Origin of the sequence: Paraburkholderia sp. MM5496-R1, from assembly GCF_050436205.1 — a bacterium.
In the GTDB taxonomy this organism is placed as follows: Bacteria; Pseudomonadota; Gammaproteobacteria; order Burkholderiales; family Burkholderiaceae; genus Paraburkholderia; species Paraburkholderia tuberum.
The window spans coordinates 1,889,775-1,915,255 of record NZ_JBNDLT010000002.1 but is presented as its reverse complement, the minus strand read 5'-3'; the positions used below and the strand labels follow the sequence as shown (position 1 = coordinate 1,915,255).

Genomic DNA, 25,481 nt, shown 5'->3' with positions numbered 1-25,481 from the left:
CGGATTTTGATTCTCGTGGTTCGACTTGACCCGCTACCGCGCCGGAACGAATTTCTACGGCAGCGCATGTGTCTTCCACACTCTTTTCTGCCCTGCGGCGGTTCACTGAATGAGCAGCAAACCACTCGTCGTCGATCTTGATGGAACTCTGATTCGCTCGGACGTCCTGATTGAATGCGGATTTGCTTTCACCCGATCCGCTCCCCATCGGTTCTACGAGCCGCTTCTGTGGCTCCTGCGCGGGGGCAAAGCCGGCCTCAAAGCCCGCTTGGCCGAAGCGACCGATATCGACGTCACCGTCCTGCCCTACGACGCCACGGTCATCGAGTGGCTGAAGGAAGAACGGGCCGCCGGGCGGTCGCTCGTGCTGGCGACCGCTAGCCATGAACGCTACGCGAAGGCGATTGCCGATCATCTTGGGCTATTCGACAAAACCTTCGCCACGCATAGCGACATCAATCTGTCCGCGCATCGCAAGCGCGACAGGCTCGTGGCCGAGTTCGGCGAGAAAGGCTTCGACTACGCGGGCAATTCGCACGACGATGTCGCAGTCTGGGCCGCGGCCGAGCGTGCTTATGTGATCAATCCGTCGAGTGGCGTAGAGCGCGCGGCCCGCAAGCAGGGCAACGTCGAGCGCGTCATCGACCAACGCTCCGCGTGGCCGAGAACGTGGGCGAAGTCGTTGCGACTGCATCAGTGGCTGAAGAATCTGCTGATTTTCGTTCCGCTGCTCGCGGCGCATCAACTGTCGGACGCTGCGCTGGTCATTGCCGCGCTCCTCGCTTTTTTTGCCTTCGGTGTCTGTGCGTCGAGCGTCTACCTGCTGAACGATCTGCTCGATCTCGAGGACGACCGGCATCATCCGACCAAGCGCAAACGCCCGCTTGCGTCGGGCGCGTTGCCGCTGGTTTGGGGCGCGGCGCTCTGTCCCGTTCTGCTGGTCGTGGGCGGCGCGATCGCGTGGTTCTGCCTGCCTCATCAGTTCGCGCTGGTTTTGCTTGGATATTACGTACTCACGCTGGCCTATTCGTTCCATCTGAAGCGGCGAGTCATGATGGACGTGGTGGTGCTGGCCTTGCTCTATACGACACGGATCATCGCCGGAAGCGCCGCGATCGATGCGCGGCTCACATTCTGGCTGCTCGCGTTTTCGATGTTCATTTTTCTCAGCCTCGCGCTCGTCAAGCGGTATGCGGAACTGCACGCATTGAAGGAGCGCGGCCTCGTGAAGTCACGCGGCCGCGGCTATGTCGCGAGCGATCTGCCGTTGATTTCGTCACTAGGCGCGGCCTCGGGCTATCTGTCCGTGCTGGTTCTCGCGCTTTATATTCAGGACGGCAATACGGCGAGCCTCTATCGGCATCCGCAGTACATCTGGGTGGCCTGTCCTCTGCTGCTTTACTGGGTGAGCCGCACGTGGATCATCGCGCATCGCGGCTCCATGCATGACGACCCGATCATATTCGCGGCAAAAGACCGGAGCAGCTGGCTGATCATGGCCCTATGCGGTGCCGTGTTCTGGATGGCGATCTAGCCATGTCGAAAGTCCAGTCCTGGGGGCGCTATCCGTACGCGCTGCAAGAGGCCCATCCGATCGCCTGGCGTGATACGGCCGCGGCAGTATGGCGAAGTGTCGGCGGCACGCAGCGCACGACCCTTGCCTTCGGCAATGGGCGCAGTTACGGCGACAGTTGCCTCGCGTCGTCGGGGCACGTGGTCCAGACGCTGCCGCTGGACCGGATGATTCTGGCCGACTGGCAAAACGGCGTATTGCGCGCTGAACCGGGCATGACGCTCGAGCAGATTCTCGACGTGGCGATTCCGCGTGGATGGATGTTGCCCGTGACGCCGGGGACGAAGTACGCGACGTTGGGCGGCGCGATCGCCAACGACGTGCACGGCAAGAATCACCATGTACGCGGCACGTTTGGCCGGCATGTGCGGCGTTTCTGCTTGCTGCGAAGCGACGGCACGCAGTTCGAATGTACGCCGGACCTCCACCCCGAGTACTTCACCGCGACGATCGGCGGCCTTGGTATGACGGGGCTGATCGCGTGGGCTGAAATCCAGCTGATGCCGATCAGGTCGAGCATGCTCGACGTGACCAGTATCCGCTTTGCCAACCTCGACGAGTTCTTCGCGCTGTCCGAACGGCTCGACGAACTGCATGAGTACAGCGTGGCGTGGGTGGACTGTCAGAGCCGCGATGCCGCGTTGGGCAGAGGCATTTTCATGGTCGGCGATCACGCCTCCGAGGGGGGGCTCGACGTCGAACGCCGCAAGACGCGTACGGTGCCGTTCACGGCGCCGATCCCCGTTTTCAACCGCCTGACCCTGCGCGCCTTCAACGAGTTGTACTACAGGCGGCAACGCGCGGACGCGGTTCGCTCGACGGTGAGTTACGACTCGTACTTCTATCCGCTCGACAGCCTGCTTGAATGGAATCGCATCTATGGCCGCTCGGGCTTCCAGCAGTATCAATGCGTGATCCCGGCAGCCGTTGCGCACGAGGCAACGCGGGCCATTCTCGACGCGATTGCCCGCAGCGGCACGGGGTCGATACTTGCCGTGCTGAAGCGCTGCGGCGCCATCAAATCGCCGGGCTTGCTGTCTTTTCCGCTCGAAGGCACCTCGCTCGCGCTCGACTTCCCGCAGCGCGAGGAATCGAATCGCAAGCTTTTCGACCGGCTGGATGCGATCGTGCGCGAGAGCGGCGGCCGTTTGTATCCCGCCAAGGACGCGCATATGTCGGGGGAAGATTTTCGCGCTGCCTATCCGCAGTGGGAACAGGTCGAAGCGCTGCGTGATCCGGCTTTGCTGTCACGCTTTTGGGAACGAACCACTCGAGTATGAAAAACATCGTTATCGTAGGCGCCACTTCGGCGATCGCCATTGCCTGTGCACGGCAATGGGCTAAACAGGGCGCGCGGTTCTTTCTCGTCGCGCGCAACATGGAGCGCCTCCAGCAGGTTGCCGACGACCTCAAGGCACGTGGTGCGCAAGACGTGCTGTGTCAGCAGTTGGACATCGATCAGCTCGGTGAACATGCCGCCATGATGCGGCGTTGTTCGGCCGAGTTCGGCGCGCTCGACATCGTGCTGGTGGCGCCGGGTACGCTGCCTGACCAGCAGGACTGTCAGAACGATGCCGACGTCGCGGTCCGCGAGTTCAATACCAATGCCGTATCGATCATCGCGTTGCTGACGCGTTTTGCCACTGTGATCGAGCAGCAGCGGCGCGGCACGATCGCGGTCATTTCGTCGGTGGCCGGCGATCGCGGTCGCCAGTCGAACTATCTGTACGGCAGTGCAAAAGCAGCGCTCTCCGCGTTTTGCGAGGGCCTGAGGGCGCGCCTGTTCAAGGCGGGCGCGCATGTGCTGACGATCAAGCCTGGCTTTGTCGCGACGCCAATGACAGCGGGTCTTCCCTTGCCGGGACCGCTTGTTGCTACCGCGGACAAGGTCGCGGGCGATATCGTGCGCGCGGTGGAAAAGGGTAGGGATGTCATTTATACCCCGTGGTTCTGGTGGGGCATCATGCTGATCATTCGCTCTGTTCCTGGCCGCGTGTTCAAGCGGCTCTCGTTGTGATGCATTGTATGCATCGCCACGGGTCTGCCGTGCTCGACGGCAACCGTCGCCGCCCAGCGAGCGCATCGCGCGGCGAATGTTCGTTCGACCTTCCTGACCTGGTGTGCCTTTCGTGAACTCCTCGGCAACTCCCATGAGCGCGTCGCGCCTCGTGATTTTTTACGCGATATTCGCGGCAGTTTCGATCGCCGCGAATATCGGTCTGCAGAAGCTCTCGCTGATCACCTATTCGGGAGCGTTCAGCGTGCCGCTGTCCGTAGTCGTCGGAACGGGTGGCGGGCTGGTGGTGAAGTTCTTACTCGACAAGCTCTGGATCTTTCGATACCAGCATCGCGATCTGTCGCACGGCATACAGAGTTTTCTGCTGTATACGGTGATGGGGCTCGCAACTACGGCGATTTTCTGGGGCTTCGAATTCGGCGCGGACGCGATCTATCATTCCGAGCCTGCCCGCTTTACGGGCGGCGTGATTGGCCTCGTGATTGGTTATATAGTCAAATATCGGCTCGACAAGAAGTTCGTTTTTGCCTGATTCGGGCAATGCATTGATTTCATAAATTGAACCACCGTCGAACTCGCGTGAACAGAAATTTTTGGCCAATGAACATGCAACGACTTAGACAATATCTTTCGGAGAACGCGCTTCTACTGGCGATCACCATTGCTGTGGGTGGCTACCTCGCATGGCAGACGCGCAACTTTCAGCTCGATGATGCGCTGATTTATCTGCGATATCTGCGCAATCTGTTTGACGGACACGGCCTGACCTACAATGCAGGCGATCGCTTCAACGGTTTGACGTCGCCGTTGTACTCCTACTTGTTGATCTTGGCCAACGTCCTGACGAGAAATTTGCAATATACGACGATCTTTCTGTCGTTCGTGTTCCTATGCGCGGCTGCAATCACGGGAGCACATCTGTTGGCAAGCGGGAAATACGAACAGACGCTGTGCGCACTGATCATTGTTTCCTTCAACTATTTTTACGACACCTTTGGGATGGAGACGTCGCTGTTTCTATTCCTCTCCGCTCTCGCGTTGATACTCTACCGCAGAGAGCAATTCTTCGGCCTCGGTCTGGTTCTGGGCCTGCTGTTCATCACACGCAGTGAAGGCGTGTTCCTTGGCTTGGTTCTGGTCGTCGATTTCTTCGTCAGGAACAGAAAGGTGCCTCATGTTAAGTATTTCGTTGCGCCGGTTATTTTGCTTGCGGCCAATTTCGCATTTAACTACTACTACTATGGCGCGTTTCTTCCAGCTACCGGTAATGCGAAGCTCGGACAAGGCAAGTCGGGGCTGTGGGGCGAGGGCCTGATTTTTCTTCACGTGCAGTATATGAAGGGCGCTTTCTTCGGGGGAGATCTCCGGCTGCTTGCATTCATGCTGCCGGTCGGTCTCGTTGGCGTGCTGACGAGCCTACGCCAAAGGATCGTCTTGCTCGCCATTCTCTACCTGGTATTGCTGGGTTCGTTTTATGTATTTCTGCATATTCCGAATTACCACTGGTACTACGCGCCGTTCTTCTTCTTTGGCTTGTTGTTCGTTGGCGTTGGCGCATGGAAGGTGCTCAGCTTCACGTACGAGCGTTCCCGAGGGAGTGCTGTTGTTCTTACGCTGTTTCTTGCGTTCTTCCTTGCTACGAGCGGGTTCGTTTATCACAGCTTTGGCATATCCAATATCCAGCGCGGCTCGATGGACGTGTATAAGAATATCGGCGAATGGATAAAGGCAAACACGCCGGGCAATGCGGTGGTGGCAAGCGTCGAAATCGGGACCGTGGGTTGGTACTCTGACCGGTACATCATCGACATTCTCGGTCTGACAAATCGCTATAACGCGGACTATATTGCTCATAAGGACCTTTACTCCTGGCTCACGAAATACACCCCAGATTACATCCTCGTACATCAGCCGCTCTGGAGTTTCGAGGCTAGTGCAGATTGCCTGCTCGCGAGCGGGGCCTATGCCCCTGTGGAAGTATTTAATTTCGAGGGGTATCGCCTGCTAAAGCGCAGTGACGCCGTGGGCACGCAGCAGCGGATCCGAACGTGTGCGAAAGGGCCGCGTACCTGATAAGCGCTGCAGCGCTCGCTGCGAAGTCACCCCTCCTAGGGTAAGACCATTATTCCGACTGAAAACGGCCGACTCGAGGGTCCGAGTCGGCCGTAAATTTCTGACTCGTCTGTTTTAACATTCCTTCTCGCGTCCCGTCACCGCACTTCTTGCGCTCGCGCCTTTACTGGTTCCGCAGGACGGGCGAGACCCTGCTAAACGTGACGAATATTCAATGGATACTGCTTCCGACGCTCATCGTTCTGCACGCGATTTCCCGCATCTGAATGGCCTATATGGAGCATTACGCCAAACGACACGGGCTACACCCTTAAGGTTGCGCCGAACTGGACGGTGCAGATTCCAAATAGTCCGTAAAAGTCCTGGTTCGCGGCGAGTGATAGCCGTCGGGACCGTTACCTCATCGCAACGGCCGTCAGAGCCGAGGCAGCCTAGATGCGCAATGGCGGGCGCAGCGGGCGCCCCTCTTTCCACCCAAAATGCTGGTAATGCGCGCCCGGATCAACGGCCGCCGCGGCGACGTCCGGGTTGACGGCGAGATATTCGCGAGGATCGAAATTCGGCGGCAGCCCGAGCGGTTCGTCGGGGTCGAGCTCGCTGCGTTCTCCGGATATGCGCGGTGGGCGCTGGTTCACGTCCTGCCGGTTGCGCAATTCCTCGAGCTTGCGATGGGTACGCCAGAATGGCACGCCCGGTGCCATGCCGCTCGCGGCGTGCTCCACTCGCCGCCAACTCTCCGCAATATAATCGCGATCGCGCGAACGTCTCAATACGACGGAAAACTCGATGTCATTGCGCTGCGTGTCGCAAAAATTCTCACACGCAAAATCGAGCAGTTCCATCTCGCAAAGATCAGCGAGCAGTTTCGAGAACGAGCGCGGCGTGAAAACCCAGCAATGGACGTCGTGATAATTGCCGTTTTCATGTGCGTCGCGAGCGAGATGCAGCGCGCCGTGCGGTGTGTGATGCCGCTTGACCAGATTCGGGTCGAGCCGCTTTTCCCAAGCCTCAACGGCAGAGACATCCGCGGCGGACAGGCAGTGATCCAGTAGTGAATAGGACTGGGGTATGCGCGCCCGCGCCACATAGCTAGCCAGAACCTCTGGCAGGCGGCTTTCACGGCGGAGGTAATCGAAAGTGAAGCGTCTATCCGGAACGACGAGACGCACTTCGCCCGTCGGTTTGAGGACCGTGGCCAGTTCTCTTAGCCAGGTCACCAGATCAGGCACGTGTTCGACAACATGGGATGCCACGACGTAATCCACATAGCGGCCGTTGATCGCTTCGTGCAGCGTATTGCGCCCCCAGATCGCGTTGACATCGACGATTTCATCAACCTTCACATGAGGATCGTCCTTGTACTTCTGACGCAGGTGAGGCGTGTCCGTATGATCGACGTAGATAATCTCGCCGCCGTCGCTGCGTCGCACTAGAGGCCAGCACAGCGGGCCTATCTCGACGCCAACGCTTTCTTTGATGTTCAGTCCTCGAAGTAGACGGCAACGCCGCTTATCGCGAATTTCATCGATGCTGAGAGCATTGTCTTCCTTCGCCATGTTGCCTCCTCGTATTGGACGGCACAGCTTCCAGTTATGACCGATGTTCACTGCATTGCGCGAGACCGCTTACACCATCAGGTATGCATCTGCACCTTGATGGAGTCCGAACTTTTGTCGCTGGCCAGACGAAAGGCCTCGTCGACGTCGTCGAGGCTCAGGTCGTGCGTGATCATGGCGCGCAACGTATCGCCCTTGCGCGCCAGCAGATCGATCGCGAGCGCGAAGTCGTGCTGACCGTCGATATAGCCGTAGCAGTTCGGCAGATGAATCGTCAGTTCCTTGATGTGCGGTTTGATGATTTCTATGTTCCTGAAGCCGTGATCGAAGGCACCGAGCACGCACACGTGGCCGAGCGGGCGCACGAACTGACAGGCGAAGTCGAACGTGTCGGCCGTTCCGCCGACCGCTTCGATCGCGTAGTGCGCGCCCAATCCGCCGGTTGCCTGTTCGACCATGGCGAGCGCTTCGGCGCGATCGGCCGGCAGGATCGCGGTGGCGCCCATCGCCAGCGCCGCGCGCGCCTGAGCCGCGTGTCTTGCGACCACGTAGACATTTTCACTGCCAGCGTCCAGCGCCGCGGCGAGTGCCGCGAGGCCGATCGTGCCCGCGCCGATCACGACGCCGACCGAGCCGCGCGCAATCGGCATCTTGCGGCACCCGTGGATGCCGACCGCCACCGGCTCGACGATGGCGCCGAGCTGATCGTCGACGGCATCGGGCAGCGGGAACACGCCCGATTCCTTGGTGCGCACGTATTCGGCAAAGCCGCCGCCGAACGGAAATTCGCGCGCGCGGCAGTGAATCGGCGCGCCGAGCTTGCAGTACTCGCATTTGCCGCACGCGGTGCCCATCACCATGTCGATCGTCACGCGCTGGCCGACGCGCACGCTCGTCACGCCCTCGCCGATCTCGACCGCGGTGCCGCTCAGTTCGTGGCCGTTCGGAAAGCTTTGATGAACGTCGACGTTCCGGTAAGCGTGCAGATCGCTGCCGCAGATACCGACGCTCGCCACCTTGACGATCACGGTGCCGGGTAGCAACTCAGGTACCGCGATGCGGCCGACCTTCATCGCGCGCACCCCGTCTTGCAAGCCGGCTCGCATGGACGCGCCTTCGGTGCGATGCTCGAGCGCGTTCGTCGAAGTCATCTATCAATCTCCGCAAAATGTGAGACGTTTGCGCCGCGGCGCCTAACGTGTCTTTCGAATCCAGAAGCTCGCGCCGGGATTGCGCATGAAGAGCGGCATCCGCGCGTTCATCAGGTCCGCATGGAAGTGTCCCATGAACGTATTCATCAGGACAACTTCGAACGCGCTGTTGTACTGGAGGAAGGCGCGCAGCAGATAGGCTTCGTTCCACGCGCGGCCTTCGTAGATCCACTGCGGCGGGTATTCGAGCGGCAGGAACACGTCGTGAAAGTGTATGTGCACGCCGGGCGCGAGGATCGGCAGTATCTCGAAGACGATGCGGTTCACGTCGCTGCCGATCTTGCTCACGTGCGACGAATCGACGAACAGTATGTCGTTCGCTTCGAGCTCCGCGAATACGGACAGGTCGACGTCCTGCGCGAGCGACTTGACGATCTTCGAGGTGACCTTGTCTTTCTCGGTCAGCAACGACAGCAAGCGTTCATTGTTCGGTTCGACGAAGGTGCACTGGATCTGGCCGTCGAAGAACAGGTCGTTGGTATCGAGCGAAACGGCGGACGAAAAACCCGAGCCGATCTCGACCATGCGGCGCGGCCGCAGGTGGCGAATCATGCAGTACAGCGACGTCGCGTCGCCATACGAGAACATCACGTTCTCGAAGTAGAAGCGCAGGCCGTCTTTCTTGTGCGGCTCGAACGGCATTTCGCCGTAGTACTTGTCGGCGAACTCGCCGACGAGCCGTACCTGCGCCTCTTCGTTGAACTCGATGCCGGGCAGCGTGCGCGAGACGTTACCGAACAGCCGTGCTTCATTCTGTTTGATGTCGGGGATCGACGGGATCGGCGAATAGTAGTGGCCTGGAGGCACGTCGCCGAGATTCGAAAAGTGCGGAATATTGACCTGAAGCGCGTCGCGATACTTGTCCCGTTCAGCGATCAGTTCTGCAATCTCGGGATGCTGCGCGGCAAGTGAATCGAGAAGCTCGGGCGATGCCGACATCTTGTTGCTCCGCTTGAAAGAATTTGCGAAAAGCCATGACAGAACAGCGAATTCATACCGATATGCCGACTGGCTGGCGAGCCGGCCCTCCCGGCCGGCCAGTCTATCGTACCCTCAGTATTCTGCACGTCCAACATTTCCTGATGTTCCGACATGAGCCCGCATTTACCGTTACTTACAAATTATTCGTCATAGCAATCGGCACAGCCGCGATGCCAAGGGTCATGTGCCGTCCGTTTTCCGTGGATACCGCGCGTGAGTCGCGAGTGCGCGCCAGAAGAGGGCGGGGCGGTCATCGTTTCGTAAGCCACGTAAGCCGACGAAAGCATGCAACAGGGTGCTCTGCGCGTCGCTCGCGGGCGATCGTCTGCGTTACGATTTGGCGTAAAATCGAGCCCCTGCCGATAATAGCCCGCGCCTGTTTCACAGGTCGCGCGAACGCGTGAATTCCGCACCGTCCGGCGGACGGCGCCAGCGCCCACGATTCGGGACGGAGCCCGCAATATGCATTTTAAAATTCTCCTGACCACTCACAGTACCGCGTTCATGACGAGCGGTGGTGGCGAGTCGGAACTCGTGCAGGTCGCCGAACTTCTCAACGATTCGGACGTACAGGCCGACATTTACGGCATTCGCAGCCGGCCGCTACGCTTTTACGACGCGGTGATGCACTTCTCCGTCCATGCGGACGGAGAAGCGATCGTTCGCGAAACGGTGAATCAGGGCAAGAAGCTGTTCCTGTGGCCGAACGTCTGGTGGTTGAGCGCGCCCGACCCGGCGGAAATCAGCCGCATCGAGGCGTTCGTGCAGCGTGCCGAGCGGCTACTGTTCAAGTCCTCCGCCGAACTCGCGCACTTCAACAGGTACATCACGGTCGATCCAGGTCAATGCGTGGTGGTGGGCTCCGGCATATCCGACCGGTTCCTGCTGCCGGCCGACAAGGATTTGCTCCCCACGGTCTGCGACGTCTCGGACTACGTGCTGTGCCTCGGCTTGATCGAGCCGATCAAGAATCAGCTCGAACTGATCCGCGCACTGAACCAGCTCGACATGAACGGCCTGATGGTCGGCGGTTTCAGGGACGAGGAGTATTACCGGCAGTGCGTTCGCGAAGCGCGTCGCGGCATTCATTTCCTGCCGTTCATCCAGCCCTGCAGCGCGCTGTTGCGCTCCGCGCTCGCCAGCGCGATGGCAGTGGCGGAGCCGAGCCTCGATCCGCCCGGCCGCTCGTGCCTCGAAGGCGCGTTCGTGAAGCAGCCCCTCGTCATGGTTGATGGGGATTGGCAGCGCGAGCACTTCGACGACAATGTCTGGTACGCGGCTTCCACCCGCGCGCCGGACATCGTTCCCGCCATTCAGGCTGCCCTGACCGACCCGGACAGGGACGAAAAGATTGAAAGTAACTACGAACGCGTCTATGCACGGCACTCGTCGAGCACGGTAGCAGCAGACCTAATCAGACACCTGATCGATGCCGGCCTCACAAATTACTAAGATTCCCCGACTGCTCGTCGTTCAGCGGCGCTCCATGACCGATGGGCGAATGAATTCGCGCACCATCGGCGCGCGCTTCGCGCCTTTGCTTTCGTACATGCAGCGCCATCGGTTGATCGAGTGGGAGCAGATCTCGGAGGCGGACGTTGGCGTCAGCCATCTGCATCGCTTCGACGTCGTGCTGTTCAACAAGCACGTGTCGAATCTATCGCTGAAGATCATGCGGATGGCCAACGAACTCGGTCTTCATACGATTTACGATCTCGACGACTGGCTGCTCGATCTGCCGTCGTGGAGCGTGCTCGAAATGAACGAGGACGTGCTCTACAACGTGCTCGCGATGATTCGCGAAGCGAGCGCGGCCACGGCGTCGAACCCGCTGTTGCAGGAGCGCATGCGCAAAGTGCGGCGCTCGGACGACGTGCTGATCATCCCGAACGGTTTCGACGATCAGGCGTTCGACCTGTCGCCGGAACTGTGGACTGAAACCCAGCCGCCGAAGATCATCTTCTCCAATCTCGACGGCATCAAGCTCGTGAGCTTTCGCAAGGAGTTTTTCGGCACCTTGCGCAGTTTTCTCGCGCGCCACGAAAACGTGTCGATCGACTTTTGGGGCGATCCGTTTCCGGAGCTCAATACGATTGCCCGCATGACGCATCGCGGCAGCCGCGGCAACCTCGAATACAAGAAGACCATTCGCGACGAAGGCTACACGTTCGCGATCGTGCCGCTCGGCGCCGAAGAGGATCCGGAGACGCTGTTTTTCAACTCGTGCAAGTCGCCGATCAAATACGCGGACTACGGCAGCCTCGGCATCCCGAGCATCTATTCGGATTGCCCGACCTACCGCGAGAACGTCAAACATCGTGAGACGGGATACATTGCGTCGAACACGGCCGAGAGCTGGGCACGAGCGCTGGAGGACATGCTGGGCGACCCGCAGCTTCGCCAGTCGATCCGCCGCAATGCCTACGCCGACGTGTTCGACCGTTTCAGCGTGCGACGCATTTCGTCGATGTTCCTGAAGGCCTTGCCCGACCCCAAGCCTTAAAGCACCTAACACCTATGGATCTTCTTCTGATTCGACACGGCCAATCGCACGCCAACGTGGCTGGCCTGTTGAACTCGACCGAGCAGGACGAGTTGACCGAGCATGGCCTGCAGCAGGCCGCGAAGCTACGCACGCTGATGGAAAGTCACGGTTTCGCGCCCGACCGCGTTTTTTCGAGCCCGTGGCGGCGCGCGTTGCAGACCACTGAAGTGCTGTTCGAGGACAACAGCGACTGGACCGTCGACGCCCGTCTCGGCGAAACCAATGCGGGGCGGTTCGCGACCTGGAAGGCCGAAGATTTTCGTCTGGCGTTTCCCGACTGGGGCAAACATCTGTCGGACCGTTACGAGGGCGGCGAGTCGCATCTCGAACTGGCCGCGCGTTCGGTGAACTGGCTCGAGGAGGAGGTGCTGCGGCACGCTGAGCAGCCTGGCCTGATCGCCGCCGTGTGTCACGCGGGACCGATCTCGGTGATCTCGCAATACCTGCTGAACGTGCCGTTGTCCCGCTTTCCCAACGTGCTGGTGCCGAATGCATCGCTCACGCTGTTCCGGCGCAACGTGCATACCGGAAACTATTATCTGCAGATCGCAGGGCTGTCATGAGTGCATCGATCAAGATCTTCGAGCCGCTTTACGCGCCGGGACAGGTCCTGTCCGAACAGGCTTTTCAACCGCTCGAACTGCGCGATAACGCGCACGCCGCGTGGCGCGAGTTTTATATTCTCGTCGACATGTACCGCAAGGGCATGCATCGGCAGCAGCAGATTACCGGTCTTTTTTCGCCGAAGTTCGCGCTGAAGGCGCGCATGGACGGCAGCCGGTTTCTGGAGTTCGTGCAGGCCAATGCCGACGCCGACGTCTGGATGATCAATCCGTTTCCGCAACTCGCGTATTTCTCGTACACCGCGTGGATGCAGGGCGAGCATGCGCATCCGGGACTCGTCGAGCGCAGCCAGCAACTGCTCGACGCCTGCGGCATCGCGTGGAATCTGCGTGAGGCGCCCCGTCAGTCGCCGCATACGCTGTGCTATTGCAATTTCTGGGTCGGTTCGCAGTCGTTCTGGGAAAGCTACGTCGGCAAGGTGCTTGAGCCGATTGCCACGTTCCTCGAAACGCAGAGCGGCACCGAGGCCGCGCGCGGGGTGCTGGAGCCCACGATCCACTCGGACGACGCACCGTTCCTGCCATTCGTTGCCGAGCGTCTGTTCAGCACGTATCTGTCGCTGCATCCCGAACTGAAGGTGGCGGCCTATCCGATCGAAGGCGATCAGGTGCTGGACTATTGCGTCAGCGATTTCGAAAAAGACATCGTGCGCTACATGCAAAAACCGATCGACGCGGCGGATCGCGCGCCGGTCTTTCCGCCCGAACAGATTGCGTTGATGGACTTGCTGTGCACGCTATCGCAGAAGTACGTGCGCGCGCATTTCTCGTTCACACCGCACCCGCATACGGGGCAACCGATCGACTTCGACAGGAGCGGCAAGCCGCCAGCGAACGAGTGAGGCGGCGCGATCGGGTTGGATCGCGCCGATGGGCGCCGGGATGCGTTGGTGAGCGGCGGCGCTGACTATCGATCTCTTTTCAGCGAAACGGCCGCCGTACCCGCGCGCGCATGCGTCGACGCGGCCGCCATGCCGACCCCGGCGCCGATGAAGATGTTGCGCCATACCTCGTCGCTGGCACGTTGCAGCACACCGTCGGCATGTTTGACGAAGGCCGTGTCGATCGGACAGCGGCCGTGGGTCTGGCCGAGGCGCTGCGTGATCACGGGTATCCAGGCGGCGAGTTCGGCATGGGCGTCGAACACGCAGTCGGGCGGGCAAATCTCCTGAGCGGCCGTGTCGCCACGCACGAATACGGGCTTGCCGTAATGCATCGCTTCGAGCACCGGCACGCAGAAGCCTTCGTGGCGGCTCATCGCGAGCAACGCGTGGGTGGATTCGTAGCACTCGAACAGATCGGCGTCGTCGAGCATGCCCTTGAAGTCGACCTGCTCGAGCACGCCGAGACGCCGCGCGTGATTGATCAGAAATTTCAGGTAATCGTAGTTCGGCGTGCTGCCGACGATGCTCAGCGTCGCGCCGAAATCACGCTGCTTCAGCAGCGACAGAATCTCGATGCCGTCCTCGATGCGTTTATGCGGCACCACGCGGCCCACCATCAGCAGGTTCGGCTCAGGGCGCTTGCGGCCCTTGCGCGGTCCTTCGCGCCGGAACACGTACATGTCGGGAAAGATCGGCGGCACGACCTTGATGGCGTCCGCCGCGACGATGCCGGCGAGGCTCGCCGCCGTGCTGCGCGAATTCGCGACGACGGTGTCGAAGTGCGCGAGCAGCGGCAGTTGCGCGAGTGCCTTCTCGCACAACTGTGCGGTGCGCGGTTCGAGCGCGCGCAGCAACTGCGGGTCCGTCACGCCGTGGATGTAGCAGATCTTCCTGCAATCGAGCGCGAGTGTCCGCTCGAGGTACGGATCGTAGATCGAGTAACTCAGCAGAACCACATCGTCGCGAGTGACCTCTTCGAAAAATGCGTCAAGCGGGCGCACTCCATTCGTTCCCTCCTCGAAACCGCTTGCATACAGCTCGGCCCTCATGCCGAGACGTTCAGCCATGCGTACGAAACCGATGCAGTGGTTACCCACCGCATCGCCCGAGAAAATGTCCGGAGCACATACCCGCAGCGTCATATCGTCTTCGCCTCCGCAATGTCGTTCAACCGTCGCGCATACGCGCGTGCGACTGCCTCAACTGAGTAGTCGCGCTCGATGCGCGCCTTCCCCGCCAGTGCGATGCGCTCACGCAGTGGCGCATCGTCGATCATGCGTTTGAGCTGTTCCGCCGCGATCGATACCTCCGCATCGCACCAGTACTGACCTTCGGCGAACAGGTAGTCGCCGGGGCGCAGCGGCACGAGTTCGCCATCCACGAGGAACGCGGTGTCGGGTTCGCAAAAGTCGACGTTGCCCGAGAAGTTCGTGACCACGACCGGCTGCCCCAACGCCATCGCCTCCGCGATCACGCGGCCGAAGCCTTCGCTACGGTGCAGCGAAATATAGGCGTCGCAGCAGGCCATGAAGTCGGTCGAGTCCTGGCGGCTCAGGCGCTCGGACACGATGTGAATGCGGCTATCGCCCGCGACAAGGTCGAGCACGGCGCGCCACACCGGGTCGTCGTCGCGCACGTTCATCGCCTTGATGACGAGCCCGACGCCCGGGGAGCTGTCGCCGAACGCCTGCTTGAACGCCTGCACGCCGGCGACTGGATTCTTGCGGCTCAGCCACGAGTTGCCGTCGAACATCAGGTAGAACAGGAACTCGTTGGCCGGCAGGCCAAAGCGCTCGCGCTTCGGCTCGAGCGGCGCGGGGACCTCGACCGCCATCGGCATCTGGTAGACCGGCGTGTTGCCGAGCCGGCTGTAGACGCTCTGCACGAAGCGGCTCTGCGCCCAGATTTCGTCGACCATCTGATGCACGTTGCCGAACGCGTTCGGCCAGTGGGGCAGTTCCCATGGCCATGCGCCGATCTTGTGCGTGGGCGCGTCGATCAGGCTGCGGCCGCCTTCCAGCGCGAGCCGCACCATTTCGGGCGCCGGCAGGCAGATCAGGCTGATGTTGTACTTGAGCTCGTCGCTGATCAGATGATCGACCGAGTGTTCGAGGCGCGCGGGTCCCGCCATCGGCGCATTGAGCAGCGTGACCGGCGTCGACGACAGTTGCAGTACGCGGGCGGCCATGCGCGCGTCTTCGCCGAGGCCCAGCACGCCTTGCGGGAAGCCGATGATGTTGACGCCGAAGTCGTAGCCGATGCCTTCGACGCGCGCGTGATAGCGCGCGGGCTCGTGCGCGTCGTCATCGGCTTCGTCGTCGGCGCTGTCGGTCCAGCGCACCTTCAGCGAGCCGACCAGCGGATATTCGGTCGACGCCCATTCGTTCCACCAGCGCACGAGCTGGTCGCGGCCATCCGCGGTGTTCAGGTCGTACACTTCGCGCAGATCCGGGCGGTCATTCGCGATCATCGTCAGGAAGCGCGGCAGCAAGGTGTCGTCCGCCGGCTGTTCGTCGTCGATTCTCGCGAGCTCTTCGGCCAGATGAGTCGGCGTCCATTTGATCGCGTAGTACTCGTCGTGCCCGTGCTTGTCCCACCACGAGATGAAGCCGAGCCGTTCGCTGAAGCTGTTCAGGTTGAACGATGCCTGCAGGTCGGGCCGCTCGTTCCAGATCAGCAGCAGAAAGCGCGGCAGCAGCGGCAGCGCGCCTTGCTCGCCGGCTTGCGCGCCGAACAGGCCGTCGGGCAACGGCGGGATGGCCCAGTGAAGCGCCGGATACTGGTGCTGCCCGTGTTCGATCCACCACGACAGGCACTTCAGACGCCCGGTGAAGGTGTCGAGCGAGCAGAGCTCCTGCAGATCCTGGCGCTCGTCATGCAACAGCCGCAGGAAGCGCGGCACCGGCAGCCAGTCGGCGTGCGTGCCCCATTCGGGCTCGAACATCAATGCGGGTGTGGTGGGCGGCACCCATTCGCCCTCGCGTTCTTCGGCGAGATGCGTCGGCGACCATTCGATCGCGTAGTACTCGCTGTGCCCGTGCTTTTCCCACCACGAAATGAACGCGAGCCTCTCGCGGAAGCTGCTCAGGTTGAACGACGCCTGCAGGTCGGGCCGCTCGTTCCAGATCAGCGGCAGAAAGCGCGGCAGCAGCGGCAGCGCGCCTTGCTCGCCCGCTTCCATCTTGAACAGGGTGTCGGGCAACGGCGGGATGCCCCAGTGAATCGCCGGATACTGGTGCTGCCCGTGCTCGATCCACCACGACAGGCACTTCAGGCGCCCGGTGAAGCTGTCGAGCGAGCAGAGTTCCTGCAGGTCCCGGCGCTCACCGTGCAGCAGCCGCAGGAAGCGCGGCACCGGTAGCCAGTCGGCGTGCGAGCCAAATTCGGGCTCGAACATCACGGCGGAGGGCGTGGGCGGCACCCATTTGATCGCGTGGTACTGATGCTGGCCGTGTTCGATCCACCACGACAGACAGCTGAGCCGCCCGCGGAAGGACTGCAGCGTGAAGGTCGTCTGCAGGTCCGGCCGGTCCTTGTAGATCTCGCACAGGAAGCGCGGCACGTAAGGGCCACCGTCTGCGGGAAGCGCTTCGGGCTCGAGCATGAAGCCGCCGATCGGCGGCTGCGACCACTTGATGCGCGGATACTCGCGCTGGCCGTGGTCTTCCCACCAGCTGAGCGCGTTGAGCCGCGAAGTGAAGCTGTTCAGATTGAACGCGCTGCGCAGATCGGGCCGCTCGGTCGTGATCAGCGCGAGGAAGCGCGGAAACGGCATCGCGCTGGAGTCGGCCGCGTCGATCGGTTCCAGCAGCCCGGGCCACGCGATCGGCGGACGCCACGTTACGCGCGGGCAGGTGAGCTGACCGTACTGCTCCCACCAGTCGAGGCAGTTCAGATAGCCGGTCAGCGTGTTCAGGTTGAATGCCTGAGACAGATCGCCGCGATTGCGCACGACCGTCGTCATCAGCTTCGGCAATTGCAGGCCGGCTTCTTCGAGCACGGTGACGGGCTCGTGCAGCGTCTCGCTCAGATGCTTCGCATCGAGCACGCTCGGTTTGGTCGAGCCGAGCCAGTACGTGACGGCGTCCGGATGCCGCTCGATCAGCGTGTCGTTGTCGAGCTGACGCAAATATTCGAGGTCTTCCTGTCGCAGCACCCAGTTGAAGTCCGGATACGTTTCGCGCGCCGACATTTCCCACCAGAAATACAGCGTGACGCGGTCATCCAGCACTTTGGAATTGAAGCGCGCGAGATCGGCTCTGAACTTCATCAGAAAGTAGATCGCGCTCGGCAGGCAGAACAGTTCCCCCGGCGATGGATGGCGGTACTCCGCCAGCCATCCGGTCTTGTTTTTTTGGGGTCCCAGATTAATCAAGATTTGCAATCCTTGAAGGCCAAGCAAAGGAAAAATCGTCGGCAGTCAGTGTCAGATTGGGTGAATAGCAGGGATCGTTCATCAACAGATGCTCCCAGCGCTGTCTGACCAACTCAGATTCCTGGTTGAAGCGGCTGATTTTTTCCGGTGTGTCTTCGGCGCCGCGGGTTGCCGATTCGTGATGATAAAGCTCCGCGTAGGGCGTCCACACATTGCGGTAGCCCGCTTGCCGCACACGCAGGCAAAAATCGATGTCGTTGTAAGCGACGTGTAACTGTTCGTCGAGGCCGCCGACTTCCTTGTAGATCGACTGGCGGATCAGCAGGCACGCGGCGGTCACCGCGCACATCACGTTGCGCAGGCGTGCGCGCGCGAAGTAGCCGGGGTGCGAATTGGGGAAATGCTTGTGCGCATGGCTCGCGATACCGCCGACGCCGAGCACCACGCCGCCATGCTGGATCGTGTCGTCCGGATACAGCAGTTTTGCGCCGACCGCGCCGACATTCGCCTGCAGCGCGACCGACACCATTTCCTCGAGCCAGTCGGCGTTGATCACTTCGATGTCGTTGTTCATCAGACAGACGAAGTCCGCCGTGCTCGCGAGCGCGACGCGGTTGTTCAGCGCCGAGTAGTTGAACGGCGAATCGTCGCGCACGACCTTGATGCGCTCGTCCTCTTGCAGGCGCGCGAACAGGTCGTGCGTTTCCTGCTTGAGCGAGCCGTTGTCGATGATCGTGATGCGCAAGTTCGGATAGCTCGATTTCTGCCGCACCGATTCCACGCATTGCTCGACGAGTCCGGCGGAATCGCGCGTCGGAATGATGATCTCCACCGACGGCAGCACCTCGGGCAAGTCGTACACGACCTTGTTGAAGGCGTCCGTGCCCGGCGCGTGCTCGGTGTGGGCGTTGATGCCGTTGCGCGCGAGGTGTTCGTCGAGCGCGCGCATCGCCGCGATATGCGCGTACGGCTTGGCTTCATGGCCGGCCGCCGTGCTCTCGGGGATCATGCGCCAGTGGTACAGCGCGCGCGGCACGTGATACACCGTGTGATGACCCGCGCGGTCGATCACGCGCAGCGCGAGGTCGTAGTCCTGCGAGCCTTCGAAGCCGGTTCTGAAGCCGCCGACCTCCTTCATGACCGAAGTCTTGTAGACGCCGAAATGCGAGATCATGTTCTGGCTCAGGAACAGATCGTAGTTGAAGTCGCATTTGAAGTACGGGTCCGAGCGGACCCCGTCGATCGAGATCTTGTCTTCGTCGCTGTAGATCACCGTCGCGTCCGGATGCGCGTTGATCAGCTCGGCGACGCAGTAGAGCGCGAGCGGATGCAATTCGTCGTCGTGGTCGAGCAGGCCGACGAATTCGCCGACGGCAAGCTCGAGCGCCGTGTTGCTGGAGCTGCTGATGTGGCCGTTCGTCGTGCGGTACGCGACCTTGATGCGCGGATCTTTGGCGGCGTAGCTGTCGAGCACCTGCTTGACCTCGGGGTTCGTCGAGCAGTCGTCGGCGATGCACAATTCCCAATTCTCGTAGACCTGGTCGACGACCGAATCGATCGCCATGCGCAGCCACCTGGCCGGCGTGTTGTAGGTCGGCATCACGATGCTGATCAGCGGTTGCAGCGCCCACGCCTTCGAGCGCGCGCGCAGTTCCGGGTAATGCGACGCGGGCGGCTCGTGCCGCTCGATCCATTCCTGATACGTGTGACCCACGGTTGGCGCCGGCGCGGGCTGAGCGCCGCCGCCCCACGACGCCATCCGGCGCGCGCGTTCGAGCAGTTCCGTCGGGCAGTCGGCGTCGGCCACCAGTTCGACGTTGAAGCCGGTGATCGAAAACAGTCCCGCGCGCGCGATCGGATCGAGGCGCAACGGACCGACGAGCGGCGGAAACGCGACGACCTGATCCACCTTGCCGTCAGCGTCGACCACGAGGCCGATCGTCGCGTGCTCCGACATGCCCGCGCCCGCGTCGAAATAGATCATGCACGGCGAGGCCGGCATGTCTTCTTTCGCGAGCTCGAACGAAATATGCGCGGCGCGACCCGACAACTCTTCCCATCCCGTCAGCTCGAACTGCGGATCGCCGTTCGTCGCGTTCCAGGCGAATCCGGAATTCGAGGACGCCTCGACGTTATTCAAGGGACGAAGTTCGAAGTTCTTCATGAGGTTCTTCACGAGGTTCGTCACGGGTTTTGTCATTTCGTCAGCAGGGAATCGTAGAGGTCTTTCAAGGGCGACAGGACGGCCTGCCAGGTCAGATCGCGCGTCCGAGCAGCGGCAGCGCCGCGCGGTTGCGCGAGCGCCGCGCGAATCGATCCGGTGATGCTGTCGACGTCGAACGGATCCAGGTAGGCAACGTGCTGCGCGAAATATTCTTGGGTAGAGCCAACCTTTGTCACCGCGATGCGGGCGCCGGCGGCATGCGCTTCGAGCGCGGCGAGCCCCGGCGTTTCGAGCGTGCTCGGCAGCACGAACGCCTCGCAGGCCGCGTAGGCTGAGCGCAGCAGCGGCGAATCGTGGGGCAGCGTGCCGGCGTAGACGACCTGCGCGCCACCCTCGTCGAAGCATGCCTTCGCATACTCGGGATCGCGCTGATGGCCGATCAGGACAAGCTTCAGGTCGGGGAACGATTTCATCGCCCGGATCAGCGCGAGCTGGTTCTTGCGCGGCTCGATGTTGCCGACGTTCAGGATGAAGCGGCCCTCGATGCCGGATTCGCGGCGGAACGGCTCCGCCGCGACCGGCTCGTAAAAGCTCTGTTCGACGCCGTTCAACACGCTCGCGAACTTCTCGCGCGGCAGATCGAAGATGCGAGCGAGCGTGTCGCATTCGATCTCGGAGTTCGCGACCACGCGGTCCGCGAGAGAAAACTGATGATGGATCTCGCCGATCGGATAGAGATGCCTGGTTTCCTCCGTCACCCACAGACTCGACGACACGACGAGCGGCAAGCCGAGTTGCTTGACGAAGTTGCAGAAGTGCACCGAGCCACCGACGCACGAAAAGAAATGCACCACGTCGTGTTCTAGAAAACGCGGCTTCCACGGATCGAACAGCGTAACGTCGACGCCATGCGCGGGCAGATGCTTGTGATACGCAAGCAATTGGATTTCTCCGCCGCCGGGGGTATGGAAAGCCATCGGGTAGGTGGCGAACAGCACTTTCATAGGTGGGACTCTAGTCGCTCAAACAGTTCTTTTCTTCAGACCAGCACGTCGCGGCACGCCGCTGCGCGTAACGCGCGAACATGGCGGCGAGACCGGCAGGTTTCGGGGCATTCACGTGGATGCTCGCCGCGCGCTTGCGCGGCCTTCAGGCGCGGACTTGCCGGTGCGCGGGCCCGGGGCCTGATCGCACGGCCCGCGAGCAGGCCGGCGTGTGCTGTTGTCGAGCACGTCGGATCGATACCACGAATTCCACATGCGCGAATATGTTTGAGTTGTTACGAAGTGTACGAACGACGCGCCAGCAGGCGCAGGTCCGTTTTATTATCACGGCCCGAATACAATACGTTCCCAGCCAGACTTCCTGAGAAAGCACCGCCGATGCCAGATTGTATCGTGTCTGATCCGCCTTTCCCGCCGTTTGCGGCCGCGTCGAGTCCTGACGGCGATCGTCTGTTTGCGTGGGTCGCGCGGCATGGCGTGGGCGTAATCGTGCGCCGCGAAGTGCATGACGGAGCATTGCGATGAGTCTGCAGATCCTCGTCACCGGCGCCAACGGCTTCGTCGGCCAGGCGGTGTCCCGCGCGTTGCTGCGGCGGGGCGATCGAGTGACTGGCGTGGTGCGCCGGCCGCAGACGGCCGCCGAGGGCGTGCGCGAATGGCTGCTCGATACCGAAGACTTTGCGGGCATCGACCAGCGCTGGCCGGTCGCGCTCACTTGCGATGCGGTGATCCATCTGGCGTCGCGCGTGCACGTGATGCGGGAGACCCTGACCGAGCGCGCTCGCCGCCTATCGCGCGACCAATGTCGAGGGCAGCTTGCGCGTCGCGGCCGCGGCGCGGCGCGCGGGCGCGAGGCGCTTCGTGTTCGTCAGCAGCATCAAGGCGATGGGCGAGGCGAGCAGCGGCCGGCCGATCGCTGAAACGGATCAGCCCGCGCCGTCCGATGCGTATGGCATCTCGAAACTGGAAGCCGAGCGCGCGCTGTTCGACTACGGCCACTCGACGGGTCTCGAAGTCGTCGTGGTGCGGCCGCCGCTGGTCTACGGGCCGCGCGTGCGCGCAAACTTCCTGCAGCTGATGAACGCGGTCGCGAGAGGCATTCCGTTGCCGCTCGGCGCGCTCAGCGCGCTGCGCAGCCTCGTGTTCGTCGATAACCTCGCGGACGCGCTCGTGCATTGCGCGACCGATCCGCGCGCGGCCGGCGAAACCTTCCATGTGACCGACGGCCGCGACCTCAGCGTGCCGGAACTCGCGCGTCTGCTGGCCACGCAGCTTCACGTGCCCGCGCGGCTCGTGCCGGTGCCGGCCAGCCTGCTGCGTCTCGCGGGTCGCCTGACCGGCCGCTCGGCGCAGATCGATCGATTGACCGGCGAGCTGCGCGTCGATAGTTCGCATATCCGCGAATGTCTGAACTGGTCTGCGCCGCATACGGTCGAGCATGGGCTGCTCGAAACCGCGGCGTGGTATCGCTCAACGCATTGACCACGGGTTGGACCCGCCTTGACTCCGACCTGAACCGCTAACGCTATCGATGCCGCTCGCTGCACACTCCGCCTCTTCCGTCGTCTCTCTACTGCCGTGGGGCGTCGCCGCGCTCGCCGCCTGCGCGGCGATCCTGTGGACGCTGCTGCGCACCGGCCTCGCGTGGCGGCTCGCCACCGACATCCCCAACGACCGCTCGCTGCACACGCGCCCGACGCCGCGCGTCGGCGGGTGGGGCATCGTGCCGGTCGCGGTGCTGCTGATCGCGCTGGCGGCGCCGTCGCTGTGGCTGCCCGCGCTTGCCGCGGCGCTGCTCGCGGCGCTATCGCAGTTCGACGATCGACGTGGCCTGCCCGCACGCGTGCGCTTCGGCGGTCATGCGGCGGCGGTGGCGGCACTGATCGCCGTCTATCCGGCCGACGTGCCGTGGTGGGCGCTCGCGTGCATGGCGGTTCTGCTCGTGTGGCTCGTCAATCTCTACAACTTCATGGACGGCTCGGACGGCCTCGCGGGCGGCATGGCGCTGTTCGGCTTCGGCGGCTATGCGGTGGCCGCCTCGCTGTCGTCGCACGCGGACCCGGCGCTCGCGACGGCGAGCCTGATCGTCACAGGCGCGGCCGCGGGCTTTCTGCTGTTCAACTTTCACCCGGCGCGCATCTTTCTCGGTGACGCCGGCTCGATCCCGCTCGGCTTTCTGGCCGGCGCGCTCGGCTATTGGGGGTGGCGCGAGGGTGTATGGCCCGTGTGGTTTCCGGCGCTGTGCTTCGCGCCGTTCATCGGCGATGCGTCGGTCACGCTGCTCAAGCGCCTGCTGCGCGGTGAAAAATTTTGGCAGGCGCATCGTGAACACTACTATCAAAGACTGGTGCAGTCGGGTTTCGGGCACGCATCGACCGCGTGGATTTGGTATCTGTTCATGGCGGCGGGCATAATGCTTGCTATCTGGGCGCTACAATTCGCTCTTCTGTATCAATGGCTGGTTGTCGTCGCATGGGCTGCCGTGCTGGTCGTCGCGGGGCTGTGTATTGATCGCCGCTGGCGGCGCCATGTGTCCCGTTCCGGGCCAATCTGAGGTTCTGCGCAATGAAAAGCTTCAAAGCCAGATGGCTTTCGTTCAGTGCGTTTGCGTTCGACCTGTGCGCGGTGGCAATGGCCTGGCTGCTGGCCTATGTGATCCGGTTCAACGGACCGGTGCCCGCGCCGTTCTGGTCGAGCGGGCTGCATGCGCTCGTGTGGGTGCTGCTGATCTACGCGGTGATGTTTCGCGGCTACGGCCTCTATCGCGGCATGTGGGTGTTCGCGAGCCTGCCCGATCTCGTGCGGATCGCGAAAGCGATAGGCGTCGGCGCGCTCGTCGTCGTGATCGGCTCGGCGCTGTTGCAGCCGGCGCCGGTCGTGCCGCGCTCGGTGCTGATCGTGTCGCCGATGCTGCTGTTCCTGACGATGGGCGGCTCACGCGCGCTGTATCGCGCGGCCAAGGAGTTCTATCGCTACGGCGGACTGGTCGGCCAGGGCAAGCCGGTGCTCGTGCTCGGCGCGGGCAATGCCGGCGCGAACCTCGTGCGCGAGCTGAAGCGCTCGGGTCAATGGCGCCTCGTCGGTCTGCTCGACGACGATCCGATCAAGCAGGGCCGTGAAATCTACGGCTATCGCGTGGTTGGTGCGATCAGCGATCTGCAGAAAATCTGCACGGAGCTGAAGGTCGAGCATGTGATCATCGCGGTGCCGTCGGCGTCGGTGGAGGCGCATCGGCGCATCGCCACGCTGTGCGTGCGCGCCGGCGTACGCGCAATGACGCTGCCCGCGCTCACGCCGCTCACGCAAGGTCAGGCGTTCCTGTCGCGCGTGCGGCAGATCGATCTCGAAGACCTGCTCGGCCGTGACCCGGTGACGATCGACACCGAGCACGTCGCCGCGCTGCTGAAAAACCGCGTCGTGATGGTGACGGGCGCGGGCGGCTCGATCGGCTCGGAGCTATGCCGGCAGATCCTGCGCTTCGGTCCGGTGCAACTGGTCGCGTTCGACATCTCCGAGTTCTCGATCTATCGGCTGAACGAAGAGCTGCGCGACAAGTATCCGGAAGTGTCGGTGGTGCCGATCGTCGGCGACGTGAAGGACTCGCTGCTGCTCGATCAGGTGATGGCGCGCTACTGTCCGCACATCGTGTTTCATGCGGCGGCCTACAAGCATGTGCCGTTGATGGAAGAGGTCAACACGTGGCAGGCGGTGCGCAACAACGTGCTTGGCACGTACCGCGTCGCGCGCGCGGCGATCCGCCACGACGTCGCGCATTTCGTGCTGATCTCGACCGACAAGGCGGTCAACCCGACCAACGTGATGGGCGCGAGCAAGCGGCTCGCGGAGATGGCGTGCTCGGCACTGCAGCAGCAGGGCGCGCGGCGCACGCAGTTCGAGACGGTGCGCTTCGGCAACGTGCTCGGCAGCGCTGGCAGCGTGATTCCGAAGTTCCAGGAGCAGATCGCGCGCGGCGGGCCGGTGACCGTCACGCATCCGGAAATCACGCGTTTCTTCATGACGATTCCGGAGGCGTCGCAACTTGTGTTGCAGGCGTCGAGCATGGGGCGCGGCGGCGAGATTTTCATTCTAGACATGGGCAAGCCGGTGCGAATCGCCGATCTTGCGCACGATCTGATCCGCCTGTACGGTTTCACCGAAGAGCAGATTCGCGTCGTGTTCACGGGTTTGCGTCCGGGCGAGAAGCTTTACGAAGAACTGCTCGCGGACGACGAAACCACCACGCGCACGCCGCATCCGAAGCTGCGCATCGCACGGGCGCGCGAGGTGCCGGACAGCCTGATCGACAATCTGCTGCCGTGGCTGATGCAGCATCGCGTGCCGGCCGACGACGAAGTGCGGCGCGATCTGCGGCGCTGGGTGCCGGAGTATCTGCCGGCGACGGCGACGACACTGCGTAGTGTGGCGCCGGCGACGCGGGTGTCGTAGGCGTTCCGCCGCGAGTCATCGGAGTAGTC

Annotated in this window: 19 protein-coding genes and 1 pseudogene; 13 read left to right on the top strand and 7 right to left on the bottom strand. The window is 62.2% G+C overall.

The window, feature by feature from the left end:
• The first annotated feature begins 109 nt into the window (after positions 1 to 109).
• From OKW38_RS15765 to OKW38_RS15745, 5 genes are all read left to right on the top strand, one after another.
• Positions 110 to 1,534: a UbiA family prenyltransferase gene (locus tag OKW38_RS15765; protein ID WP_187611844.1), complete on the top strand. Its 1,425-nt coding sequence runs from the start codon at positions 110 to 112 to the stop codon at positions 1,532 to 1,534.
• 2 nt (positions 1,535 to 1,536) lie between these two features.
• The gene (locus tag OKW38_RS15760) at positions 1,537 to 2,853 is read left to right on the top strand and encodes an FAD-binding oxidoreductase (RefSeq protein WP_429362228.1); all 1,317 of its coding nucleotides are present in this window, start codon (positions 1,537 to 1,539) and stop codon (positions 2,851 to 2,853) included.
• Complete coding sequence (locus OKW38_RS15755; RefSeq protein WP_429362226.1) at positions 2,850 to 3,590, top strand: SDR family oxidoreductase; 741 nt, start codon at positions 2,850 to 2,852, stop codon at positions 3,588 to 3,590. Before OKW38_RS15760 ends, OKW38_RS15755 begins: the two co-directional genes overlap by 4 nt.
• A 133-nt stretch (positions 3,591 to 3,723) precedes the next feature.
• Complete coding sequence (locus tag OKW38_RS15750; RefSeq protein WP_184038521.1) at positions 3,724 to 4,122, top strand: GtrA family protein; 399 nt, start codon at positions 3,724 to 3,726, stop codon at positions 4,120 to 4,122.
• 74 nt (positions 4,123 to 4,196) lie between these two features.
• The gene (locus tag OKW38_RS15745; RefSeq protein WP_429335850.1) at positions 4,197 to 5,663 is read left to right on the top strand and encodes a hypothetical protein; all 1,467 of its coding nucleotides are present in this window, start codon (positions 4,197 to 4,199) and stop codon (positions 5,661 to 5,663) included.
• Positions 5,664 to 6,094: 431 nt separating this feature from the next.
• Here the strand turns inward: OKW38_RS15745 and OKW38_RS15740 are convergent, their stop codons facing one another.
• The 3 genes from OKW38_RS15740 to OKW38_RS15730 all read right to left on the bottom strand — a co-directional run bounded on the left by OKW38_RS15740 (position 6,095) and on the right by OKW38_RS15730 (position 9,369).
• On the bottom strand, positions 6,095 to 7,219 hold the full coding sequence (locus OKW38_RS15740; protein WP_429335852.1) for a methyltransferase domain-containing protein: 1,125 nt from the start codon (positions 7,217 to 7,219) through the stop codon (positions 6,095 to 6,097).
• A gap of 77 nt (positions 7,220 to 7,296) precedes the next feature.
• On the bottom strand, positions 7,297 to 8,370 hold the full coding sequence (locus OKW38_RS15735) for a zinc-dependent alcohol dehydrogenase (RefSeq protein WP_429362225.1): 1,074 nt from the start codon (positions 8,368 to 8,370) through the stop codon (positions 7,297 to 7,299).
• A 42-nt stretch (positions 8,371 to 8,412) separates the two neighbouring features.
• Positions 8,413 to 9,369 carry a class I SAM-dependent methyltransferase gene (locus OKW38_RS15730; RefSeq protein ID WP_090803314.1) on the bottom strand — a complete coding sequence of 319 codons (957 nt, stop codon included), beginning with the start codon at positions 9,367 to 9,369 and terminating at the stop codon, positions 8,413 to 8,415.
• A 504-nt stretch (positions 9,370 to 9,873) separates the two neighbouring features.
• Between OKW38_RS15730 and OKW38_RS15725 the strand changes: the two genes are divergently transcribed.
• The 4 genes from OKW38_RS15725 to OKW38_RS15710 are packed head-to-tail and all read left to right on the top strand — an operon-like array spanning position 9,874 to position 13,421.
• The gene (locus tag OKW38_RS15725) at positions 9,874 to 10,863 is read left to right on the top strand and encodes a glycosyl transferase family 1 (protein WP_429362223.1); all 990 of its coding nucleotides are present in this window, start codon (positions 9,874 to 9,876) and stop codon (positions 10,861 to 10,863) included.
• Between the two features lie 49 nt (positions 10,864 to 10,912).
• Positions 10,913 to 11,914 carry a glycosyltransferase gene (locus OKW38_RS15720; protein WP_262413473.1) on the top strand — a complete coding sequence of 334 codons (1,002 nt, stop codon included), beginning with the start codon at positions 10,913 to 10,915 and terminating at the stop codon, positions 11,912 to 11,914.
• 14 nt (positions 11,915 to 11,928) lie between these two features.
• Positions 11,929 to 12,519 carry a histidine phosphatase family protein gene (locus OKW38_RS15715; protein WP_090803319.1) on the top strand — a complete coding sequence of 197 codons (591 nt, stop codon included), beginning with the start codon at positions 11,929 to 11,931 and terminating at the stop codon, positions 12,517 to 12,519.
• Complete coding sequence (locus OKW38_RS15710; protein ID WP_429362221.1) at positions 12,516 to 13,421, top strand: hypothetical protein; 906 nt, start codon at positions 12,516 to 12,518, stop codon at positions 13,419 to 13,421. Before OKW38_RS15715 ends, OKW38_RS15710 begins: the two co-directional genes overlap by 4 nt.
• 65 nt (positions 13,422 to 13,486) lie before the next feature.
• Here the strand turns inward: OKW38_RS15710 and OKW38_RS15705 are convergent, their stop codons facing one another.
• From OKW38_RS15705 to OKW38_RS15690, 4 genes are read right to left on the bottom strand one after another with little or no spacing between them, the layout of a single operon-like run.
• On the bottom strand, positions 13,487 to 14,605 hold the full coding sequence (locus OKW38_RS15705) for a glycosyltransferase (protein ID WP_429362219.1): 1,119 nt from the start codon (positions 14,603 to 14,605) through the stop codon (positions 13,487 to 13,489).
• Positions 14,602 to 17,838, bottom strand: a complete 3,237-nt coding sequence (locus tag OKW38_RS15700; RefSeq protein ID WP_429362217.1) for a glycosyltransferase family 4 protein — start codon at positions 17,836 to 17,838, stop codon at positions 14,602 to 14,604. Before OKW38_RS15700 ends, OKW38_RS15705 begins: the two co-directional genes overlap by 4 nt.
• A complete protein-coding gene (locus OKW38_RS15695) occupies positions 17,831 to 20,038 on the bottom strand; it encodes a glycosyltransferase (RefSeq protein ID WP_429362216.1) in 2,208 nt (735 codons plus the stop codon). Before OKW38_RS15695 ends, OKW38_RS15700 begins: the two co-directional genes overlap by 8 nt.
• A complete protein-coding gene (locus OKW38_RS15690; RefSeq protein WP_429362214.1) occupies positions 20,035 to 21,006 on the bottom strand; it encodes a glycosyltransferase in 972 nt (323 codons plus the stop codon). Before OKW38_RS15690 ends, OKW38_RS15695 begins: the two co-directional genes overlap by 4 nt.
• 393 nt (positions 21,007 to 21,399) lie before the next feature.
• Here OKW38_RS15690 and OKW38_RS15685 point away from each other — a divergent pair, with 393 nt between their 5' ends.
• The 4 genes and pseudogenes from OKW38_RS15685 to OKW38_RS15670 all read left to right on the top strand — a co-directional run bounded on the left by OKW38_RS15685 (position 21,400) and on the right by OKW38_RS15670 (position 25,452).
• The gene (locus tag OKW38_RS15685; RefSeq protein ID WP_429362212.1) at positions 21,400 to 21,531 is read left to right on the top strand and encodes a hypothetical protein; all 132 of its coding nucleotides are present in this window, start codon (positions 21,400 to 21,402) and stop codon (positions 21,529 to 21,531) included.
• A pseudogene (locus OKW38_RS15680) lies at positions 21,528 to 22,488 on the top strand (NAD-dependent epimerase/dehydratase family protein). Before OKW38_RS15685 ends, OKW38_RS15680 begins: the two are co-directional and overlap by 4 nt.
• Before the next feature lie 49 nt (positions 22,489 to 22,537).
• Positions 22,538 to 23,560 carry an MraY family glycosyltransferase gene (locus OKW38_RS15675; protein WP_429335861.1) on the top strand — a complete coding sequence of 341 codons (1,023 nt, stop codon included), beginning with the start codon at positions 22,538 to 22,540 and terminating at the stop codon, positions 23,558 to 23,560.
• An 11-nt stretch (positions 23,561 to 23,571) separates the two neighbouring features.
• Positions 23,572 to 25,452 (top strand): polysaccharide biosynthesis protein, encoded by a 1,881-nt coding sequence (locus tag OKW38_RS15670; RefSeq protein ID WP_429362210.1) that lies wholly within the window; start codon positions 23,572 to 23,574, stop codon positions 25,450 to 25,452.
• Positions 25,453 to 25,481 lie beyond the last annotated feature (29 nt).

Bases quoted from the DNA above. Each gene is read 5' to 3' on its own strand.
- OKW38_RS15765 (WP_187611844.1), top strand. From the start codon at position 110: ATGAGCAGCAAACCACTCGTCGTCGATCTTGATGGAACTCTGATTCGC.
- OKW38_RS15760 (WP_429362228.1), top strand. From the start codon at position 1,537: ATGTCGAAAGTCCAGTCCTGGGGGCGCTATCCGTACGCGCTGCAAGAG.
- OKW38_RS15755 (WP_429362226.1), top strand. From the start codon at position 2,850: ATGAAAAACATCGTTATCGTAGGCGCCACTTCGGCGATCGCCATTGCC.
- OKW38_RS15750 (WP_184038521.1), top strand. From the start codon at position 3,724: ATGAGCGCGTCGCGCCTCGTGATTTTTTACGCGATATTCGCGGCAGTT.
- OKW38_RS15745 (WP_429335850.1), top strand. From the start codon at position 4,197: ATGCAACGACTTAGACAATATCTTTCGGAGAACGCGCTTCTACTGGCG.
- OKW38_RS15740 (WP_429335852.1), bottom strand. From the start codon at position 7,219: ATGGCGAAGGAAGACAATGCTCTCAGCATCGATGAAATTCGCGATAAG.
- OKW38_RS15735 (WP_429362225.1), bottom strand. From the start codon at position 8,370: ATGACTTCGACGAACGCGCTCGAGCATCGCACCGAAGGCGCGTCCATG.
- OKW38_RS15730 (WP_090803314.1), bottom strand. From the start codon at position 9,369: ATGTCGGCATCGCCCGAGCTTCTCGATTCACTTGCCGCGCAGCATCCC.
- OKW38_RS15725 (WP_429362223.1), top strand. From the start codon at position 9,874: ATGCATTTTAAAATTCTCCTGACCACTCACAGTACCGCGTTCATGACG.
- OKW38_RS15720 (WP_262413473.1), top strand. From the start codon at position 10,913: ATGAATTCGCGCACCATCGGCGCGCGCTTCGCGCCTTTGCTTTCGTAC.
- OKW38_RS15715 (WP_090803319.1), top strand. From the start codon at position 11,929: ATGGATCTTCTTCTGATTCGACACGGCCAATCGCACGCCAACGTGGCT.
- OKW38_RS15710 (WP_429362221.1), top strand. From the start codon at position 12,516: ATGAGTGCATCGATCAAGATCTTCGAGCCGCTTTACGCGCCGGGACAG.
- OKW38_RS15705 (WP_429362219.1), bottom strand. From the start codon at position 14,605: ATGACGCTGCGGGTATGTGCTCCGGACATTTTCTCGGGCGATGCGGTG.
- OKW38_RS15695 (WP_429362216.1), bottom strand. From the start codon at position 20,038: ATGACAAAACCCGTGACGAACCTCGTGAAGAACCTCATGAAGAACTTC.
- OKW38_RS15690 (WP_429362214.1), bottom strand. From the start codon at position 21,006: ATGAAAGTGCTGTTCGCCACCTACCCGATGGCTTTCCATACCCCCGGC.
- OKW38_RS15675 (WP_429335861.1), top strand. From the start codon at position 22,538: ATGCCGCTCGCTGCACACTCCGCCTCTTCCGTCGTCTCTCTACTGCCG.
- OKW38_RS15670 (WP_429362210.1), top strand. From the start codon at position 23,572: ATGAAAAGCTTCAAAGCCAGATGGCTTTCGTTCAGTGCGTTTGCGTTC.